This is a genomic window from Chloroflexota bacterium, from assembly GCA_020850535.1.
GTDB lineage: Bacteria > Chloroflexota > UBA6077 > UBA6077 > JACCZL01 > JADZEM01.
The window spans coordinates 110,149-124,462 of record JADZEM010000013.1 but is presented as its reverse complement, the minus strand read 5'-3'; the positions used below and the strand labels follow the sequence as shown (position 1 = coordinate 124,462).

Annotated in this window: 13 protein-coding genes; 4 read left to right on the top strand and 9 right to left on the bottom strand. The window is 69.4% G+C overall.

What is annotated here, in order from left to right; all coding sequences use genetic code 11:
- Window positions 1–36: 36 nt before the first annotated feature.
- A complete protein-coding gene (locus tag IT306_02145) occupies window positions 37–1,806 on the bottom strand; it encodes an ABC transporter substrate-binding protein (protein MCC7367192.1) in 1,770 nt (589 codons plus the stop codon).
- A 265-nt stretch (window positions 1,807–2,071) separates the two neighbouring features.
- Here IT306_02145 and IT306_02140 point away from each other — a divergent pair, with 265 nt between their 5' ends.
- Complete coding sequence (locus tag IT306_02140; GenBank protein MCC7367191.1) at window positions 2,072–3,400, top strand: M20/M25/M40 family metallo-hydrolase; 1,329 nt, start codon at window positions 2,072–2,074, stop codon at window positions 3,398–3,400.
- Window positions 3,401–3,404: 4 nt separating this feature from the next.
- On the opposite strand, the gene IT306_02135 is transcribed toward IT306_02140, so the two are convergent.
- Window positions 3,405–5,027, bottom strand: a complete 1,623-nt coding sequence (locus IT306_02135) for a DHA2 family efflux MFS transporter permease subunit (GenBank protein ID MCC7367190.1) — start codon at window positions 5,025–5,027, stop codon at window positions 3,405–3,407.
- Between the two features lie 195 nt (window positions 5,028–5,222).
- A complete protein-coding gene (locus IT306_02130) occupies window positions 5,223–6,191 on the bottom strand; it encodes an HlyD family secretion protein (protein MCC7367189.1) in 969 nt (322 codons plus the stop codon).
- 525 nt (window positions 6,192–6,716) lie between these two features.
- Here IT306_02130 and IT306_02125 point away from each other — a divergent pair.
- Together IT306_02125 and IT306_02120 are read left to right on the top strand one after the other, a co-directional pair.
- Window positions 6,717–8,447, top strand: coding sequence for a hypothetical protein (locus IT306_02125; protein ID MCC7367188.1), 1,731 nt, complete (start codon window positions 6,717–6,719; stop codon window positions 8,445–8,447).
- A gap of 211 nt (window positions 8,448–8,658) precedes the next feature.
- Window positions 8,659–8,874 carry a hypothetical protein gene (locus IT306_02120; protein MCC7367187.1) on the top strand — a complete coding sequence of 72 codons (216 nt, stop codon included), beginning with the start codon at window positions 8,659–8,661 and terminating at the stop codon, window positions 8,872–8,874.
- A 107-nt stretch (window positions 8,875–8,981) separates the two neighbouring features.
- Here the strand turns inward: IT306_02120 and IT306_02115 are convergent, their stop codons facing one another.
- The 5 genes from IT306_02115 to IT306_02095 all read right to left on the bottom strand — a co-directional run bounded on the left by IT306_02115 (window position 8,982) and on the right by IT306_02095 (window position 12,797).
- Window positions 8,982–9,692 (bottom strand): LysE family translocator, encoded by a 711-nt coding sequence (locus tag IT306_02115; protein ID MCC7367186.1) that lies wholly within the window; start codon window positions 9,690–9,692, stop codon window positions 8,982–8,984.
- 67 nt (window positions 9,693–9,759) lie between these two features.
- Window positions 9,760–11,478: a gamma-glutamyltransferase gene (gene ggt / locus IT306_02110; GenBank protein ID MCC7367185.1), complete on the bottom strand. Its 1,719-nt coding sequence runs from the start codon at window positions 11,476–11,478 to the stop codon at window positions 9,760–9,762.
- Window positions 11,479–11,490: 12 nt separating this feature from the next.
- On the bottom strand, window positions 11,491–11,895 hold the full coding sequence (locus IT306_02105; protein MCC7367184.1) for an EVE domain-containing protein: 405 nt from the start codon (window positions 11,893–11,895) through the stop codon (window positions 11,491–11,493).
- A complete protein-coding gene (locus tag IT306_02100; protein MCC7367183.1) occupies window positions 11,895–12,287 on the bottom strand; it encodes a 6-carboxytetrahydropterin synthase in 393 nt (130 codons plus the stop codon). The genes IT306_02105 and IT306_02100 overlap by 1 nt, the downstream gene beginning before the upstream one ends.
- Window positions 12,288–12,797 (bottom strand): DoxX family protein, encoded by a 510-nt coding sequence (locus tag IT306_02095; protein ID MCC7367182.1) that lies wholly within the window; start codon window positions 12,795–12,797, stop codon window positions 12,288–12,290.
- 546 nt (window positions 12,798–13,343) lie between these two features.
- Between IT306_02095 and IT306_02090 the strand changes: the two genes are divergently transcribed.
- The gene (locus IT306_02090) at window positions 13,344–14,120 is read left to right on the top strand and encodes a phosphatase PAP2 family protein (GenBank protein MCC7367181.1); all 777 of its coding nucleotides are present in this window, start codon (window positions 13,344–13,346) and stop codon (window positions 14,118–14,120) included.
- Here IT306_02090 and IT306_02085 read toward each other — a convergent pair.
- Entirely contained in the window at window positions 14,050–14,310 is a 261-nt protein-coding gene (locus tag IT306_02085; GenBank protein MCC7367180.1) for a GlsB/YeaQ/YmgE family stress response membrane protein, read from the bottom strand. The genes IT306_02090 and IT306_02085 overlap by 71 nt on opposite strands.
- Window positions 14,311–14,314 lie beyond the last annotated feature (4 nt).

Sequence of the window (14,314 nt, the reverse complement as noted above, 5' to 3'; positions counted from 1 at the left end):
GAACATGCGGCTCGGCGGCGCGCGGCAGCCTGACGACTACGGCGTCACGACCGCCCCGTTGCGGGCGGCGGCTGGCAGCAGCGACCACTTGTGGACGATGCCGTACCCACGGGACTCCTGCCACTGATCGAAGTTGGCCGTCCGGTACGCCGTGGTCGTCTGCGGGTAGTAGAGCGGCACGCTGACCGGCTGCTTGTTGTGCAGCTCCTGCATCTTGAAGGAGACCTGCTTGCGGGCGTCGATGCTGGCGGTGCTCTTCCACTCCTCCCAGAGGGCGTCGAACGCGGGGTACGGCAGGCCCGCCTTCCAGAGATAGCCCGAGCGGTGCGACATGATGAACTGGTCCGGGTCCGCCACGCCGTGCGGGCCGATCTCGCTGACATACACGTCGAACTGGCGCGTGGAGCCGATCCGCCGAACGGTGCCCGCGTCAAGAGGCTGCACCGTCAGGGTGATGCCAACCTCGGTGGCCTGCTTCGAGATCAGCTCGGCGACGCGCATCCAGACCGGCTCGTTCGAGGGCACGATCAGCCCGAATTCGAGCGCCTGTCCATCAGGCGTCTCCCGGACGCCGTCGCCGTTGCGGTCGGTGAACTGGAGGTCGTCCAGCAGCTTCTTCGCACCATCGCGGTCAAACGGAGTGGCCTCGCCCGGCCGGGTCCAGGGTGAGTTCGGGTGGGTGTACCCCTTCAGCCCCGGCTCGCCGTGCCCAAGCAGCACGGTGTCTACGATGGCCTTGCGGTCAATGAACTGCGAGAAGGCGCGGCGGAACTCGGGCTTGTCGAAGGGCGGGCGCTCGTAGTTGACGCGCAGCTCAACCAGGGAGAGCGGCGTTGTCTGGGCCAGCGCGACGCCCGGCAGCCGCCCCAGCTCAGCCAGCAGCTCCGGCGGCACGTCGCGCGCGGCCACGTCGATCTCGCCCGTCCGAAGCGCCGTGAAGGTGGTGGTCGGATCCTTGATGATCGGCATCACCAGCTCGTCCACGAGCGGCTTGCCCAGGAAGTACGACTCGTTGGCAACGAAGCGATACTGCTGGTCCGGGCGCAGCTCCACGAGCTTGTACGGCCCCGTACCGATGGGGAGATCCTGGAACGTCTGCGGCTTGTCAACCTTCTCCCAGATGTGCTTTGGGAGGATCGGCAGATCGGCGAAGGTCACGGTGCCGAGGGATGGACACGGGTAGCCGCAGTCAAAGCGGACCGTCCGCGCATCCTCAGCAACAATCCGGTCGATCTTCGGCACGTCGTTGACGTGGTGGGTGTGGCGGTTCGGCGAGCCATCGCGGAACGAGGTGTAGGTGAAGACCACGTCCTCGGCGGTGAACGGCTTGCCGTCGTGCCAGGTGACGCCATCGCGGACCTTCACCACCCAGGTGCTCTGGTCGATCTGCGTGGCGCTCTCGGCGAGGGCGGGCAGCGGCTTCTCGGCGTACGGGGACGGCGAGAGCAGCTTGTCGAAGACCAGCTCGACCATCCAGTCAAACTTGCTGTCACTGCTGTAGATGTTGAGCGGGCCGGTGTCTGCCGGAATGGCAACGGTGAGCTTCTGGGCGCGCTTATCGGCGATGGGCGCGGTGGCCGCTGGCTTCGCGGCGGCTGGCTTCGCGGCGGCTGGCTTCGCGGCTTCGGCTGCCGCTGGCTTCGCGGCCTCGGCCGGCTTTGCAGCGGTCGTCGGCTGGGCGGCAGGCTTGCTGGGCGCGGCCGTCGGGGCCGGGCCGGGCCGCGGCGCCTGCGGAGCACAGGCCGCCAGCACGGTGGACGCACCCAGCAGGCTGGCAAAGAGGAACGCCAGGGGACGATGGACCATAGGAGACCCTCCGGGGCGCGGAAGCGGCACTCGCCGTAGTGAGTGCGTAAGCAATGTATTAGTCCGTCCTAATACTCAGGCGAAGGATAGGATAATCAGATCAGATGGTCAAGGGCGGCGCAGTATCATCCTGGCCAGACGTGTCAGTGCAGGTGAGCGCATCATGCCACTGCCCTTGCCAGTGCCTTCACGGCATGCGCCCTGACCGGTTCCGGCGATCCTGGGTGGTCGCACCCACGCGGCCAGCCCACCTGGAGCACCTTCCGTGAGCAGTCAGCCGTCAGCCCCAGCACCCACGCCGCATGCCCTGCTCGAGCGCATCGACTGGAGCGCCATCCAGAACGAGGCGACAAGCATCCTCTCCGCGTACGTCAAGCTCGACAGCTCGCACCCGGTCGGCCGGACGGTGGAGACCGCCCGGCTCCTGGCCGATCACCTCGCCACCGAGGGCATCGAGGCCAGGATCTACACCACGCCGGACCCGAACAAGGTCAACCTGCTGGCCCGGCTGCAGGCCGCCAACCCATCCGGCAAGGCCCTGGTGCTCAGCCACCACATGGACGTGGTGCCGGCCGTCGCCTCGGACTGGACGTTTGACCCGTACTCCGGCGAGGTGGCGAACGGGTACGTCTACGGGCGCGGCAGCCTGGACGACAAGGGCATGGGCGTCATGGTGCTGCTGACGATGCTGCTCCTGAAGCGGCACGGCGTCGAGCTGGACCGCGATGTCGTCATGCTGGCGACCTGCGACGAGGAGATCGGCAGCACGCTCGGCGCGAAGTTCATGGTGGACAACCACTTCGCGGATATGGACCCGGCGTTCGTGCTGGACGAGGGCGGCGGCGGCCAGCGTGGGTTCTACAGCGCCGGCGACGTCTACGGCATCGCCGTGGGCGAGAAGAAGATCTGCCGCGTCACCATGATCGCGCGGGCCGAGCCAGGGCACGGCTCGCAGCCCTGGGATGACTCGGCCACGCATCGGCTGGTGCGGGCGGTGGACCGGGTGCTGACCGTCGGGACGGAGGACCGCGAGTGCCCACCCGTTGCCGAGCTGATCCGCCGACTGGGCGGGGACGCGGCGCGTCAGGAGATGGCCTCGCACCGGGCCACCCGGCCGCTGCTCCACGACACCATCGCGCTGACGCTGGTAGAGGCCGGCTACAAGATCAACATCATCCCCGAGAAGGCGGAGATGAGCTTCGACTGCCGCCTGCTGCCAGACACCGACGCCCGGGCGTTCGTCTCCAACCTGGAACAACTGGTGAACGACCCTGGCATCACCTTCGACGTGGAGTGGCCGGACGCCGACGTCGCCTTCGCACCGACCGATGGCGGCCTGTTCACGGCGCTGGAGGCGGCCTGCAAGGCGCACATGCCGCGCAGCCTGCCGGTCCCGACCATCTGCGTGGGCGGGACGGATGCCCGCTTCTTCCGCGAGAAGGGCGTCCCGGCCTACGGGCTGGTCCCGACGATGCTGACCGCCGAGGATCGCAAGGGGTTCCACGGCCTGGATGAGCGGCTGGCGGTGGAGAACCTGCTGCTCGGGACCAGGATCATGCTGGACCTGACGCTGCGCGCGGCTGCGCGGGCGTGACCCGCTACTCCTCGGCGGGCGCGTGGCGGGCGGGTGCGCCGGCGGCTGGCTTGTGCTCCCGCTTCAGGAACAGGGCCGGGATGACGCCCAGGAGCGCGATGTACGTCGCGATGGTGAAGCAGTCGTTGAAGCTCATCACCTTCGACATCTGGACGACTTGCTTCATCACCGTATTGAGCGCGTTGACGTACGCCGCCGGCTCCGACATACCGCGCTCCATCAGCATCGCCTGGGCGGTGGTCAGGATGCGGACAGCCGCCAGGTTGGCAGGCGTCACGTCCTGCATCAGGTTGGCGGTGTGGTACGTCTCGCGGAACGTCAGCACCGTGGCGAACATGCCCGTACCAAAGGCCGCGTACAACTGCCGCAGCACGTTCTGGAGGGCCGTGGCCCGTGGGATCAGGTGGCGCGGGATGGCATCCATCGAGACCGCCGTGACCGGCATCATGACCATGCCCATCGCCAGGCCGCGCAGGAGCAGCGTCAGCCGGATGGTGTTGTCGGGCGTGTAGAGATCCAGGCTGCTGAGTCGCCAGGTGGCGTAGGCCAGGAGACAGAGCCCCGGGATCACCACCGGCTTCGGGCCGAAACGGTCGAGCAGCCGCCCGGACACCTGCATCATCAGCGAGGCGGCGATGGCCTGCGGCAGCAGCAGCATGCCGGCCTCCATCGCGCCGAGGCCGCGCACGCCCTGGAGAAAGAGCGGCAGCAGGAACATCGACGAGAACATCGCCGTGGTCGCCACGAAGTTGACCAGCATCGCCACGGCGTAGGTCCGGTGGCGGAGAATGGTCAGGTCGAGCAGGGGCTGCTCCTGCGCCAGCTCGACCACGATCCAGCAGGGGAACGAGACGGCGGCCACCAGCAACAGCACCATGACGTGCGGGGCATCCCAGCCCTCGTGGGGCGCTTGCTCCAGGGCCAGCATCGCCGTGGAGAACGAGAGCGCCGAGAGGACGAAGCCGGCCCAGTCAAAGCGCGCACCCGGCCGCTTCGGCGTCTCCCGCAGGATCACGGCGCCCATGACCGTGGCCAGGATGCCGAACGGCACGTTGAGGGTGAAGATCGGCCGCCAGTCCACGTACTCGACGAGGTAGCCGCCGAGCGTCGGCCCGATCATCGGAGCCACCAGCAGCGGCAGCCCGAAGATGCCCATCATCCGGCCGCGCTGTTCTGGCGGGGCCACCTGGAACAGCAGGCTCATCCCGAGCGGCATCAGCATGCCGCCACCGAGGCCCTGGATCACCCGAAAGATGATCAGCCCCTCGACGTTCGGCGAGAGGCCGCACAGCGCCGAGCCGAGCGTGAAGAGGATGATCGTCATCAGGTAGGTCTGCTTCGCGCCGAAGCGGTCCGAGAGGTAGCCGGAGGTCGGGACGACCACGGCAAGCGCCAGCAGGTAGCCTGCCAGCACCAGCTGCCCGGTGCTGATGTTGGTCTGGAAGACAGTGATGATGCGCGGCAGCGCCACGTTCACGATGGTGGTGTCGAGGATCACCATGAACGCGCCGACCGAGATGACCAGCAGCACCTGCCAGTGGTACGGAACGACGCTGGTCAGGTGGGCGACGCGGCCCCGCGCACCGAGCAGAGGCGGCCCGCCGAGCGGCTGCGCGACGGTCGCCATCAGCGTGGCCTGACGCCAGGGCAGAGCGTCGGGGGTTGAAACCCTCGCCTACCATCATGCTGTCGCTTCGCGACGCCTTCAGTACATCGAGCCACACGTCGCCCACCCGCCCCGTCGCAGCGCGACGGTGCACGGTAGGCGGGGGTTTCAACCCCCGACCCGACCAGAAGGTCAGGCGTGTGACGCCCCACGGGATTACGGCTCCCAGGGCAGCGGATACTCGCTGCGGGGCTCGCGGACGCGGATCGTGACCTCGACGGACGTGCCCAGCGGCAGCATCACGCCGCGCGTGTCCACCACGATCTTGACCGGCACGTACTGGGTGACCTTGGTGAAGTTGCCAGAGGCGTTGTTCGTGGGGAGCAGCGAGAACGTGGCCGCGCTGGCCGGCGTGATCGCGTCCACCTGCCCGATGAAGTCGCGGTTGAGGGCGTCCACGTGGATCTCGGCGACCTGCCCGACCTCCACCCGCCAGGCCATCGCCTCCTCGATGTTGGCGCGAATCCAGACCTGGCGCGGATCCACCAGCGAGTAGATCGGCTGGCCGGCGGTGACCGTCCCGCCCACGAACCCGGTCCGCGCCGCCACGACGCCTGTCAGCGGCGAGTAGACGGGCACCAGCGTGTCAGTCGAGCCAGTGATCCCCAGGCGCGGAGCCGCGCCCATGCCACCGCTTCCGACATCCTGGGGCATCGCCACGACGGCGATCTCTTGACCCGCCTGGACCGGCCGCCCGACGTCCACGCGAGTCGCCACGATGCGCCCGGCGTTGAGCGAGCCGACCTGCACCAGATCGCCGGTCACCGAAGCGTTCTCGGTCCAGACGAAGTAGGTGTGCTGGTACCAGTAGCGGTAGCCAAACACGACGACGGCGCAGAGCGCGATGGCCAGGATCGGGAGCAGGAGCAGGAAGCGCTTGCGGCGGGCGCGGGTCTTCGCGCGGAAGGCGGCTGCCGACTCGATCTCCGGGCCACCGCGTCCGTGCAGGGTCGGCGCGACAGCCGGGCCGGCTGGCCGGGCGGACGCAGCGCCGGCCGCGGGAGGCGGACTGGCCGTCGGTGCACCCGTCGCATGGCCATTGGTCGCGGTGGGGGCCGGTTCAGGAGCAACACCGACACGCGCGGCCTGCGCGTCTGTGGGCGGGTTCGACGTCGGTGTCGCCATCCGGGCTACTCCCCAGTGAGGTGCCGGCAACACCGCCGCGCCAACCACGCCAGAGTGCAACTGATGCGGGCGGCAGTGCGCGCAGCCCGATAGTAGCACTGTCGCGCAACGACAGCACACCGGCGGCCGCATCACCACGCGCATGCGACGCTTTCCCCCCAACATCGAGGCTGCCAGGGTCAGGTTGGCCGAAATGTCGGCAGATTGACACCTTGATCCTTCATCGTCCGTTCATGTTGGCCGTGTTTCGTCAAGCCCCTTCGAGTGGCGCGGCGGTGATGCTGGTAAGAAGCACGCGAACTCATCCTGTTTGCGCGGCGCCGGGACGGCCATTTCGTCGCGAAAGTCTTGCGGCTGTCGCTGCTCGTCCGTTCTACTCCTGCACCGTCATCGACAGACGGCAGCTTGCGGCTCGTCATGCCCACCCCCGTCAGCACCGGCTGAGCCGTCGCGTCCGATCCAGTGATGCTCGCACTGTCGAGAGCACTGCCGGGTCGAGACTCAGGACGCCTGGAGTACATCGGCATGGCGATCTCTCCCGCACGCTCGGTGACGGCACGCCCGGCGCTGGCGACGTCTCCTCTGGAACGGCTGCTCGGGCGGGTAGCTGGCCTGACTGCTGTCGGCGTCTGGGCCGACGTGCTGCTGATCGGCATGCTGGCGGGGCTGGCAGGCTCGGTCCGCTGGCCGCACCTGCTGCTCTCGCCGCAGTTCCCGTCCGTCGGCGACACCATCATGATGGCGCTCGACATGGCGCAGGGGCGGGCGTTCTACTTCGCGGACTCCGCGCCGTACCTGGGCGGACCGTTCCTCTGGCTGCTGGCGCTGGTCTACAAGGTCTTTGGGCCGAGCCTGGAGGCGACGCAGATCCTGGTCTGGGCGTTGGGCACGCTGACCATCGTGCCGACCTACCTGCTAGGCCGCGAGGTCGGTGGGCGGCTCGCCGGGCTGGCGGCAGCCGGGTTCCTGGCGACCTCTGGCGCGCACACGGTGATCACCAGCCACGTCGCGCTGTCGCACTCGCTGACGCCGCTGGTCTCGACCACGGCGCTCTGGCTGGTGGCGCGGGCGGTGCGCGTCTCCGGGCGGGATGGGCTGACGCTCGATGGGCTGACGCTCGATGGGCTGGCCCGGGGTGGGCGGCTGCTGGCGGCTGGCGGGCTGCTCTCGGGGCTGGCGCTCCAGACCCACCCGACCGCTGCTCCGTTGCTGGTTGGCGCGGCGCTCGGCGCGCTGCTGATGCGGCCGGCATGGCTCCGGACCCGCTGGCCGGTCATGGCCGTGGCCCTGGTACTGGTCGGGTACAGCAGCCTGCTGTACTACCACGTCACCAGCCGCTTCGAGGTGATCGCCGATGTCGAGAGCAAGCAGAAGCGCTACCTCGACGCCGATCAGGACGCTGGCGAAGCGGCAGACCACGGCGTCTACGTGAATAACCTGGAGCAGCTCGGCATCTCGACGGTGCGCCTGGTGAGCGGCGCGCTGGAAGACCGCCACCAGACCATCGCCTACCTGGCCGACCCGTGGATCGCGTTGACGGCGGGTCTGGTGCTGGCTGGCCTGGGCGTGGCGATCAGGCAGCGATCCTGGTGGCTGGTGGGCGGCGTCCTGCTGGCCGTCGCGCTGCCGCCGGCCTTCAGCGGCAAGTACCGCCCGATGCTGGACGGCCGCTACCTGATGCCGCTGGTGCCGGTGCTGTTCGTGGCACTCGGGCTGGCGGTGGCGGCCGCGGCCCGCGCCATCGCACGAACCGCGCCGACGGAGGGGGTCGTCACGCGGCTGGCACAGGCGGTCGTCCTGCTGGCGATAGGTGGCGGCGTGGCGATGCTGGCGGTGCACCCGCTCTCGCTGCTGGACACCTTCTACGAGGAGAGCCAGGAGGACGGCTTCAGCAACGCGCTCTACTTCCGCACGGTGCGGCAGGTCGAGGCGGCCCGCGTGGGAGACGAGGCGGTCCTGCTCGATCCACAGCTCGTCACGGTCAAGAGCACGGGCGGCGGCAAGGCGTCGTCGAGCTTCACGTTCCTGCTGGCGCTGGGGGACGTGCCGGCCGAGCAACTGGACCCCGCGACGGCCGCCACGAGCCTGCCCGGGCGGCTGGCGATCCTGCACCGTTCGACGGCGGACCGCCTGGACGACACGCTGCGCCTGGAGCCGCTCGACGGCAAGCGTGCGAACGGCAAGGACAGCCCGAGCTACCGCGCGTACCGGATCGGTCCGCCTGAGACCGCGTCGACGGCGGGCGCTCGGCGGTAACGCCGCCGGCAGCTTCGTCGCCTGCCGTTTCGCCCGCCCTGAGCGTGTCCATCTGGAGACAGTTCGGTCCCCGCGGGAATCCCTGGTGCGTCCTTCCTGTTACAAGGAACGTAGTACAGAGAGAAGACGCAGTCGCGCCCGTGGCCATGCAGCCCTCACGATGACGGCGGCCACCTGCAGAGACGGCGCGTGCACAGGTAGAGGCTCAGGGATGTTCCGACAGACGCAAACACTGATTCTGGCGCTCTTGACGGCGCTGCTCATCATCCTTGGCGGGGTTGGCATCTTCATCGCAGAGGCGTCGAGCCTGCGAGGCATCATGGTCGAGGCGCAGAACTACGACCCGAGCACCCCGCTCGATGCGTACCGCTTCAACGGGACCGCTCCCGACGAGGAAAACTCGAGCTTCACGTTCGGCTTCCCGTAGCGACTGACGGCGACAGCAACAGACGCGGCCCGCGGCCATGGCCGCGGGCCGCGTCTCTGCGTGTACGGGTGCATCCGCGTCAAGGCCCTGACGACGGCACGGGTGGTCTACACGACGAGCCGCCGCGTCTCGCGGAGGCTGACCGCAAACGCAACGGTGCGCCGCAACCATCCTGCTGCCGTGCCCGGCCGCTCCAACACGGTGACGAGCGTCTCCCAGAGTAGACGCAGCCCGAAGTACCCGAGCGCCAGACCGGAGAGGGCGCCGATCCAGCGCACGACGCCCGGGCCGACAAGGCGGCGGCCGCAGCCGACGGCCAGTGAGGCCAGCAGGCACCATGCCCCAGCGCCGAGCATGAACGCGCCCAGGAAGGTCAGGCCCGCCGTCAGGCTCGGCTCGGCGTCACCCGTCAGGGCCATCCCCCCGCCGACGCCGGACCAGAAGGCCAACCCGAACGGATTGGCGACCGAGAAGACTAGCCCCGTCACGAAGTCGCCGCGCCCAACCTGGCCGTGCGCTCCAGGGAGACCGCCTCGCCAGGACTGTTGCAGGGCGCTCCAGGCCAGCCGAAGCAGGAAACAGGCGCCGGCCACCCCGAGGATCACCTGAACGGAGCGATCCTGCAAGAACAGGCCGATGCCCACCAGTGCGACGACCGCCCAGGCGATATCGCCGAGCAACGCGCCAACCTGCACCAGCAACACCGGGCGAAAGCCCCGCTCCAGCCCGCGCCGCAATGCCTCCGTATTCACCGCTCCGGGCGCGGCGCTGTACGCCAGCCCCAGGCCAGCCGCCGCGACGATCAACGCAAGATCCAAGACCAGCCTCCCGAAACCCAGAACCCAGAACCCAGAACCCACAACCCAGAACCCAGAACCTCGCGCGTCAGGTGGGGACGCCCATACTCTCCAGCGGCTTCGCGGGGCCGCCGCTGATGCCGATCGGCACGCCGTCCGCCCGCCAGCAGGCCGCGCCGTGCAGGCGGCCCTGCGCGTCCACCTGGACGCCGTTCATGCCGCCGGCGACTTTCTCGACCACGGTGACGGTGTGCCCGCGCGCCGTCAGGTCGGCCTTGAGCGCGTCGAGATTCTCGAAGCCGCCCTCGATCTCCAACTGCGCGCCCTCGGTCCAGAGGCGCGGCGCTTCGAACGCCTCCTGCAGCGTCATGCCGTGATCGATGACGTTCAGGATGCCCTGGGCGACGGCGCCGAAGATCTTCTTGCCGCCGGGCGTCCCGAGGGCCATGAACGGCTGCCCGCCCTTCAGCACGATGGACGGCGACATACTGGACAGGATCCGCTTGCCCGGCTCGATGGAGTTGGCGTTGCCGGGCGTCGGGTCCATCAGGCTCATGTGGTTCGAGAGCAGCATGCCTGTGCCCGGCACCGTCACCCGCGAGCCGAACAGCACCTGGAGCGTCTGCGTGGCGCTGACGATGGTCCCCTCGTCGTCGATGACGGTGCAGTGCGTCGTGTTGGGGGCGTCCGGGCCACGGTGCCCCGCGCCGACCATCGCAGCGGCCGTCTCGAACTCGCCGGCCGCGTGATCCTGGGCGCGGCTCAGGTCCAGGCCGGCCCGCCGGCGCTCGGCGTACGCCTTCGAGGTCAGCTCGGCCACGGGGACCGGCACGCGGTCGGGATCGGCCATGTAGCGGCGGCGGTCGGCGAAGGTGATCTTCAGCCCCTCGGCCAGCAGGTGCGCGTAGCCGGGCGTCCCGAACGCCAGGTCGCCCTTCCCGACGTTGAAGCCCTCCAGCAGGTTGAGCAACTGGACGATGTGCGTGCCGCCCGATGACGGCGGGGCCGTCGAGACGATCTCGTACCCGCGATAGTCGCCACGCACGGGCGCGCGGTCAACCACGCGGTAGGCGGCCAGATCCTCCATGGTGATCAGGCCGTTGTTCGCCTCCATGTCGGCCACGATGGTCCGGGCGAGGTTGCCCGTGTACATCGTCTGCCAGCCCTCGTCGGCGATCTGCTGCAGGGTGCGGGCGTAGTCTGTCCGCACGATGCGCTGCCCGATGGTCGGCGCCCTGCCGCCGGGCAGGAAGACCTCCGCCGAGGCCGGGAACTTCGCCAGATCGGCCTGGGACAGCCGGATGCTGTTGACGAGATACTGGCTGGCGGTGAAGCCGGCCGCCGCGAACCGGACGGCTGGCTCGATGGTCTGGGCCAGCGGCAGCCGTCCGAACCGCTCGACGGCCTGCGCCCAGGCCATCAGGTTGCCGGGCGCGGCCACCGAACGGTGCCCCACGAAGTTCGAGTCGTCGGTGGTGTGGTAGTCGAGGTCGCCGGGGATCGGGTCGTACATGTCGGGCGTGGCCGAGAACGGCACGACGCCGTAGTTGTCGAGGAACACGACCTCGCCGCTGCGGCCATCGCGGATCATGAAGAAGCCGGCCCCAAAGGGTGAGACCATCATCGGCTCGACGACGGAGAGCGCGAAGAGGGTGGCCACTGAGGCGTCGACGGCGTTGCCGCCGCGCAGCAGGATCTCGACGCCAGCCGACGACGCCAACGGGTGATTCGAGGCGACGACGGCCCGCGAGGCCACCACGTCTTGCTTGTACGTACCCATCACGAGCCTCCAAATGCGTGGAGGCATGATAGCGCGCTGCTACCCGCCCAGCCGCTCGATGATCGCCAGTTGCACGTCCGTCAGCGGGCTGACCGACAGCCGCGAGATCCTGACCAGCGGGCTGTCGGCGAAATCTGGCTCGGCCTTGAGCTGCTTGAGTGTGACCGGGCGCGCCAGCCGCCGCTCGGCCTGCAGGTCAACCCAGACGCGCTTGCCGGCCGGGTCAGTCGGGTCGGGGTACGGCGCGCGGACGACTCTCGCGATGCCGACCGCCGCCTTCTCGGACATCGAGTGGTAGATGACGCAGGTGTCGCCCGCCTGCATGCCGCGGAGGTTGATCTGGGCCGTCGGGTTCTTCACCCCGTCCCACTCGACCGGCCCCTCGCGTTCGAGGTCCGCAAAGCTGTACTCACTCGGCTCGCTCTTGACCAGCCAGGCCGCCATCAGGCCTCCTTCAGCAGCATCGGGGCCTCGTAGGCGGCCCAGGCGTTCGGGGACTCGACCAGGGTAACGCGCAGCCCGGCCTCCGGGCGCGCGCCGAGCCGCCGGGTCAGCGCCGTGTGGACCCAGTGGCAGAGGAACTCGGTGGTGGTGTTCTCGCCGGCGAACCGCGGCAAGTCGTCCAGGTTCTGGAGGTCGAGCGGGGCCAGGGTCTCCCGCAGAACGGTTCGCAGCAGCCCGATGTCCGCGACGATACCATTCTCGTCCAGGGTCGGCGCGGAGATCTCCGCGCGCACCTCGTAGGTGGCGCCGTGCAGCCGCTGGGCCGGCCCGAACGCCTCACCGCGCAGGCTGTGGGCGATCATGATGTGATCCGAGACGCCGACGACGAACATCTACGCCGCCTCGGCGGTCTGCTCGGGCGGCTCAGGGTCCATGAGCAGGCCGACGACCAGCGTGACCGTCGAACCGACGACCGTGAGCGCCGTGAGCCAGCGCGGCGCCTTGATCCCGAACAGGTTGTCCAGGGAGTAGCGGCCAGCGCCGGTCATCAGCAGGGCCGTGCCCACGGCGATGTTGACCACCGGCAGCTCAGCGCCGCCGGCGCTGACCCAGATCGGCTTGCCCGAGTGGGCCTTGAAGGTCGCCATCTTCATGGCGCTGATGGTCATGATCGGGCCGAGCGGGCCGCCAAGCCCCAGGATCGTCAACAGGCCGCCGCCAAGCTCGCCGCAGCCGGCCAGCGCCGCCCAGGCCTTCCCCGGCTTCAGCCCCAGCGATTCGAGCCAGTCACCCGTTCCGGTCAGCCCGTAGCCGCCAAACGATCCGAACAGCTTCTGCGCGCCGTGCCCAACCAGCAGCCCGCCAGTCACGACACGGAGCAGGAGCAGCGCACATGCGAGCATGCCGACCTCCGGTCCAGTGTGCGGGCATCAGGTCAGGCCAGGCGCCCGCGTGCCTCTCCGAGAATCGTAGCAGCTTCGCCGAGCACTACTGATGCTGCAGCACCCTGCCGACAATCTGACAGGGACCTGGCGGCTTGACGGACCAGCGCCATCCCAACCCGCTTCGTTCTGTCGTCTCCCCCGTGTTGGAACGCCTGCTCTGGCAGAGCTCGCTGGAGTGCGGGCGGCTCACGTGAGAATCGGGTACGAACGCGCGCTGGAGCTGTCGCGGCCATGAGATCGAGGTCTCGCTTCGCCGATTGGCAAGACGTCGAGATGGCCCTGTTTGCTTGCAGGAGCATGATGACGCACGCCACGGCAGTCGCCGTGCCGCTGGGGCCAGCGTTGGGGTCGCCGTTGCCGAGGGACTCCGCGCACCTCGCCGCCGAGGCCGACAACCTCGTGGCCTTCCGCCGGGCGGCCGGCGCAGGCGGGCCGCGCACGCGGGCAGATCGGCGGCCCGCCAAATCCTGAAGCTCGGGAGCCGGGGCACCGTATCATCCCCGTGTGTCCGGCCCGCTCGCCATCCTGCCCCGCAGCGTCGTCTGGCCTGGCGGCGCGTACCTGGCGCTCGTCGTGTTCGTCTGGACGGGCCTGCACCGTACGGCTGACCGCTGGCTGGCCGCCGTGCTCTGGCAGGATGTGCCGTGCTGGGGGCGCAGCCTCGGCGAGCGCGCCAGCGTGGTGTTCGCAGCCGAGCTGAGCCTGCTCTATGCGCTGGCGCTGGCGTTCGTCTGCCTGCGCTTCCGCCGCCTGTGGGCCGGCTTCTGGATCGTGTTCCTGCTGCTGGCGGGGGTCGGCATCGAGATCACGTTCAAGTACTACTTTCAGCAGCCCGCGCCGTCGGCGTTCTTCGAGACGATCGGGCGGGCCTCGTGCGGCGCGCCGGGGCCGGGCTACCCGCTGACGATTGTGCCCACGCCAAGCTCGCTGCCGAGCGGCTACTCGATCCGCGCGGCCTACTTCACGCTGCTGCTGGCAGCGTTCACCGGGGCGCGCTGGCCGCGCCTGCGGCTGCCGGCATTCGGACTCCTGGGGCTGGTGGGGCTGGCGGCGGCGGCCTCGCGGGTGACGGTCGGCTGGCACTGGCCCAGCGACGTTCTCGCCGGGGTGCTGCTCGGGGCCTGCGCCGCCGCGCTGGCGACGGCCCAGGCTGGAGGATTCGCCTGGGTGCGGGCGGGCGGCTCGCCCCGAGGCAAGAAGCGCGGCGGGGCTAGCGGACGGCGCGCGAGCGCGAGCCCATCGTCAGCTCGGCCGCCACGGCGATCGCCGCCGCGCCGATGAAGGCCGGGATGATGTTGATGTCGAAGATGGTCGGGCCGATCTTCCCGAGCAGCAGCGTGCCCAGGAACCCGCCGATGATGCCGGCCAGCACCGCGCCAATCCAGCCGCCCGGCAGCGTGCCGGGCACCACGGCGTCGGCGGCCCAGCCCACGAGGCCGGCCACCAGCAGCGTCAGCAGGAATCCGACCAGGGTG

Bases quoted from the DNA above. Each gene is read 5' to 3' on its own strand.
- IT306_02145 (MCC7367192.1), bottom strand. From the start codon at position 1,806: ATGGTCCATCGTCCCCTGGCGTTCCTCTTTGCCAGCCTGCTGGGTGCG.
- IT306_02135 (MCC7367190.1), bottom strand. From the start codon at position 5,027: ATGGCGACCGTCGCGCAGCCGCTCGGCGGGCCGCCTCTGCTCGGTGCG.
- IT306_02130 (MCC7367189.1), bottom strand. From the start codon at position 6,191: ATGGCGACACCGACGTCGAACCCGCCCACAGACGCGCAGGCCGCGCGT.
- IT306_02125 (MCC7367188.1), top strand. From the start codon at position 6,717: ATGGCGATCTCTCCCGCACGCTCGGTGACGGCACGCCCGGCGCTGGCG.
- IT306_02120 (MCC7367187.1), top strand. From the start codon at position 8,659: ATGTTCCGACAGACGCAAACACTGATTCTGGCGCTCTTGACGGCGCTG.
- ggt (MCC7367185.1), bottom strand. From the start codon at position 11,478: ATGCCTCCACGCATTTGGAGGCTCGTGATGGGTACGTACAAGCAAGAC.
- IT306_02105 (MCC7367184.1), bottom strand. From the start codon at position 11,895: ATGGCGGCCTGGCTGGTCAAGAGCGAGCCGAGTGAGTACAGCTTTGCG.
- IT306_02100 (MCC7367183.1), bottom strand. From the start codon at position 12,287: ATGTTCGTCGTCGGCGTCTCGGATCACATCATGATCGCCCACAGCCTG.
- IT306_02095 (MCC7367182.1), bottom strand. From the start codon at position 12,797: ATGCTCGCATGTGCGCTGCTCCTGCTCCGTGTCGTGACTGGCGGGCTG.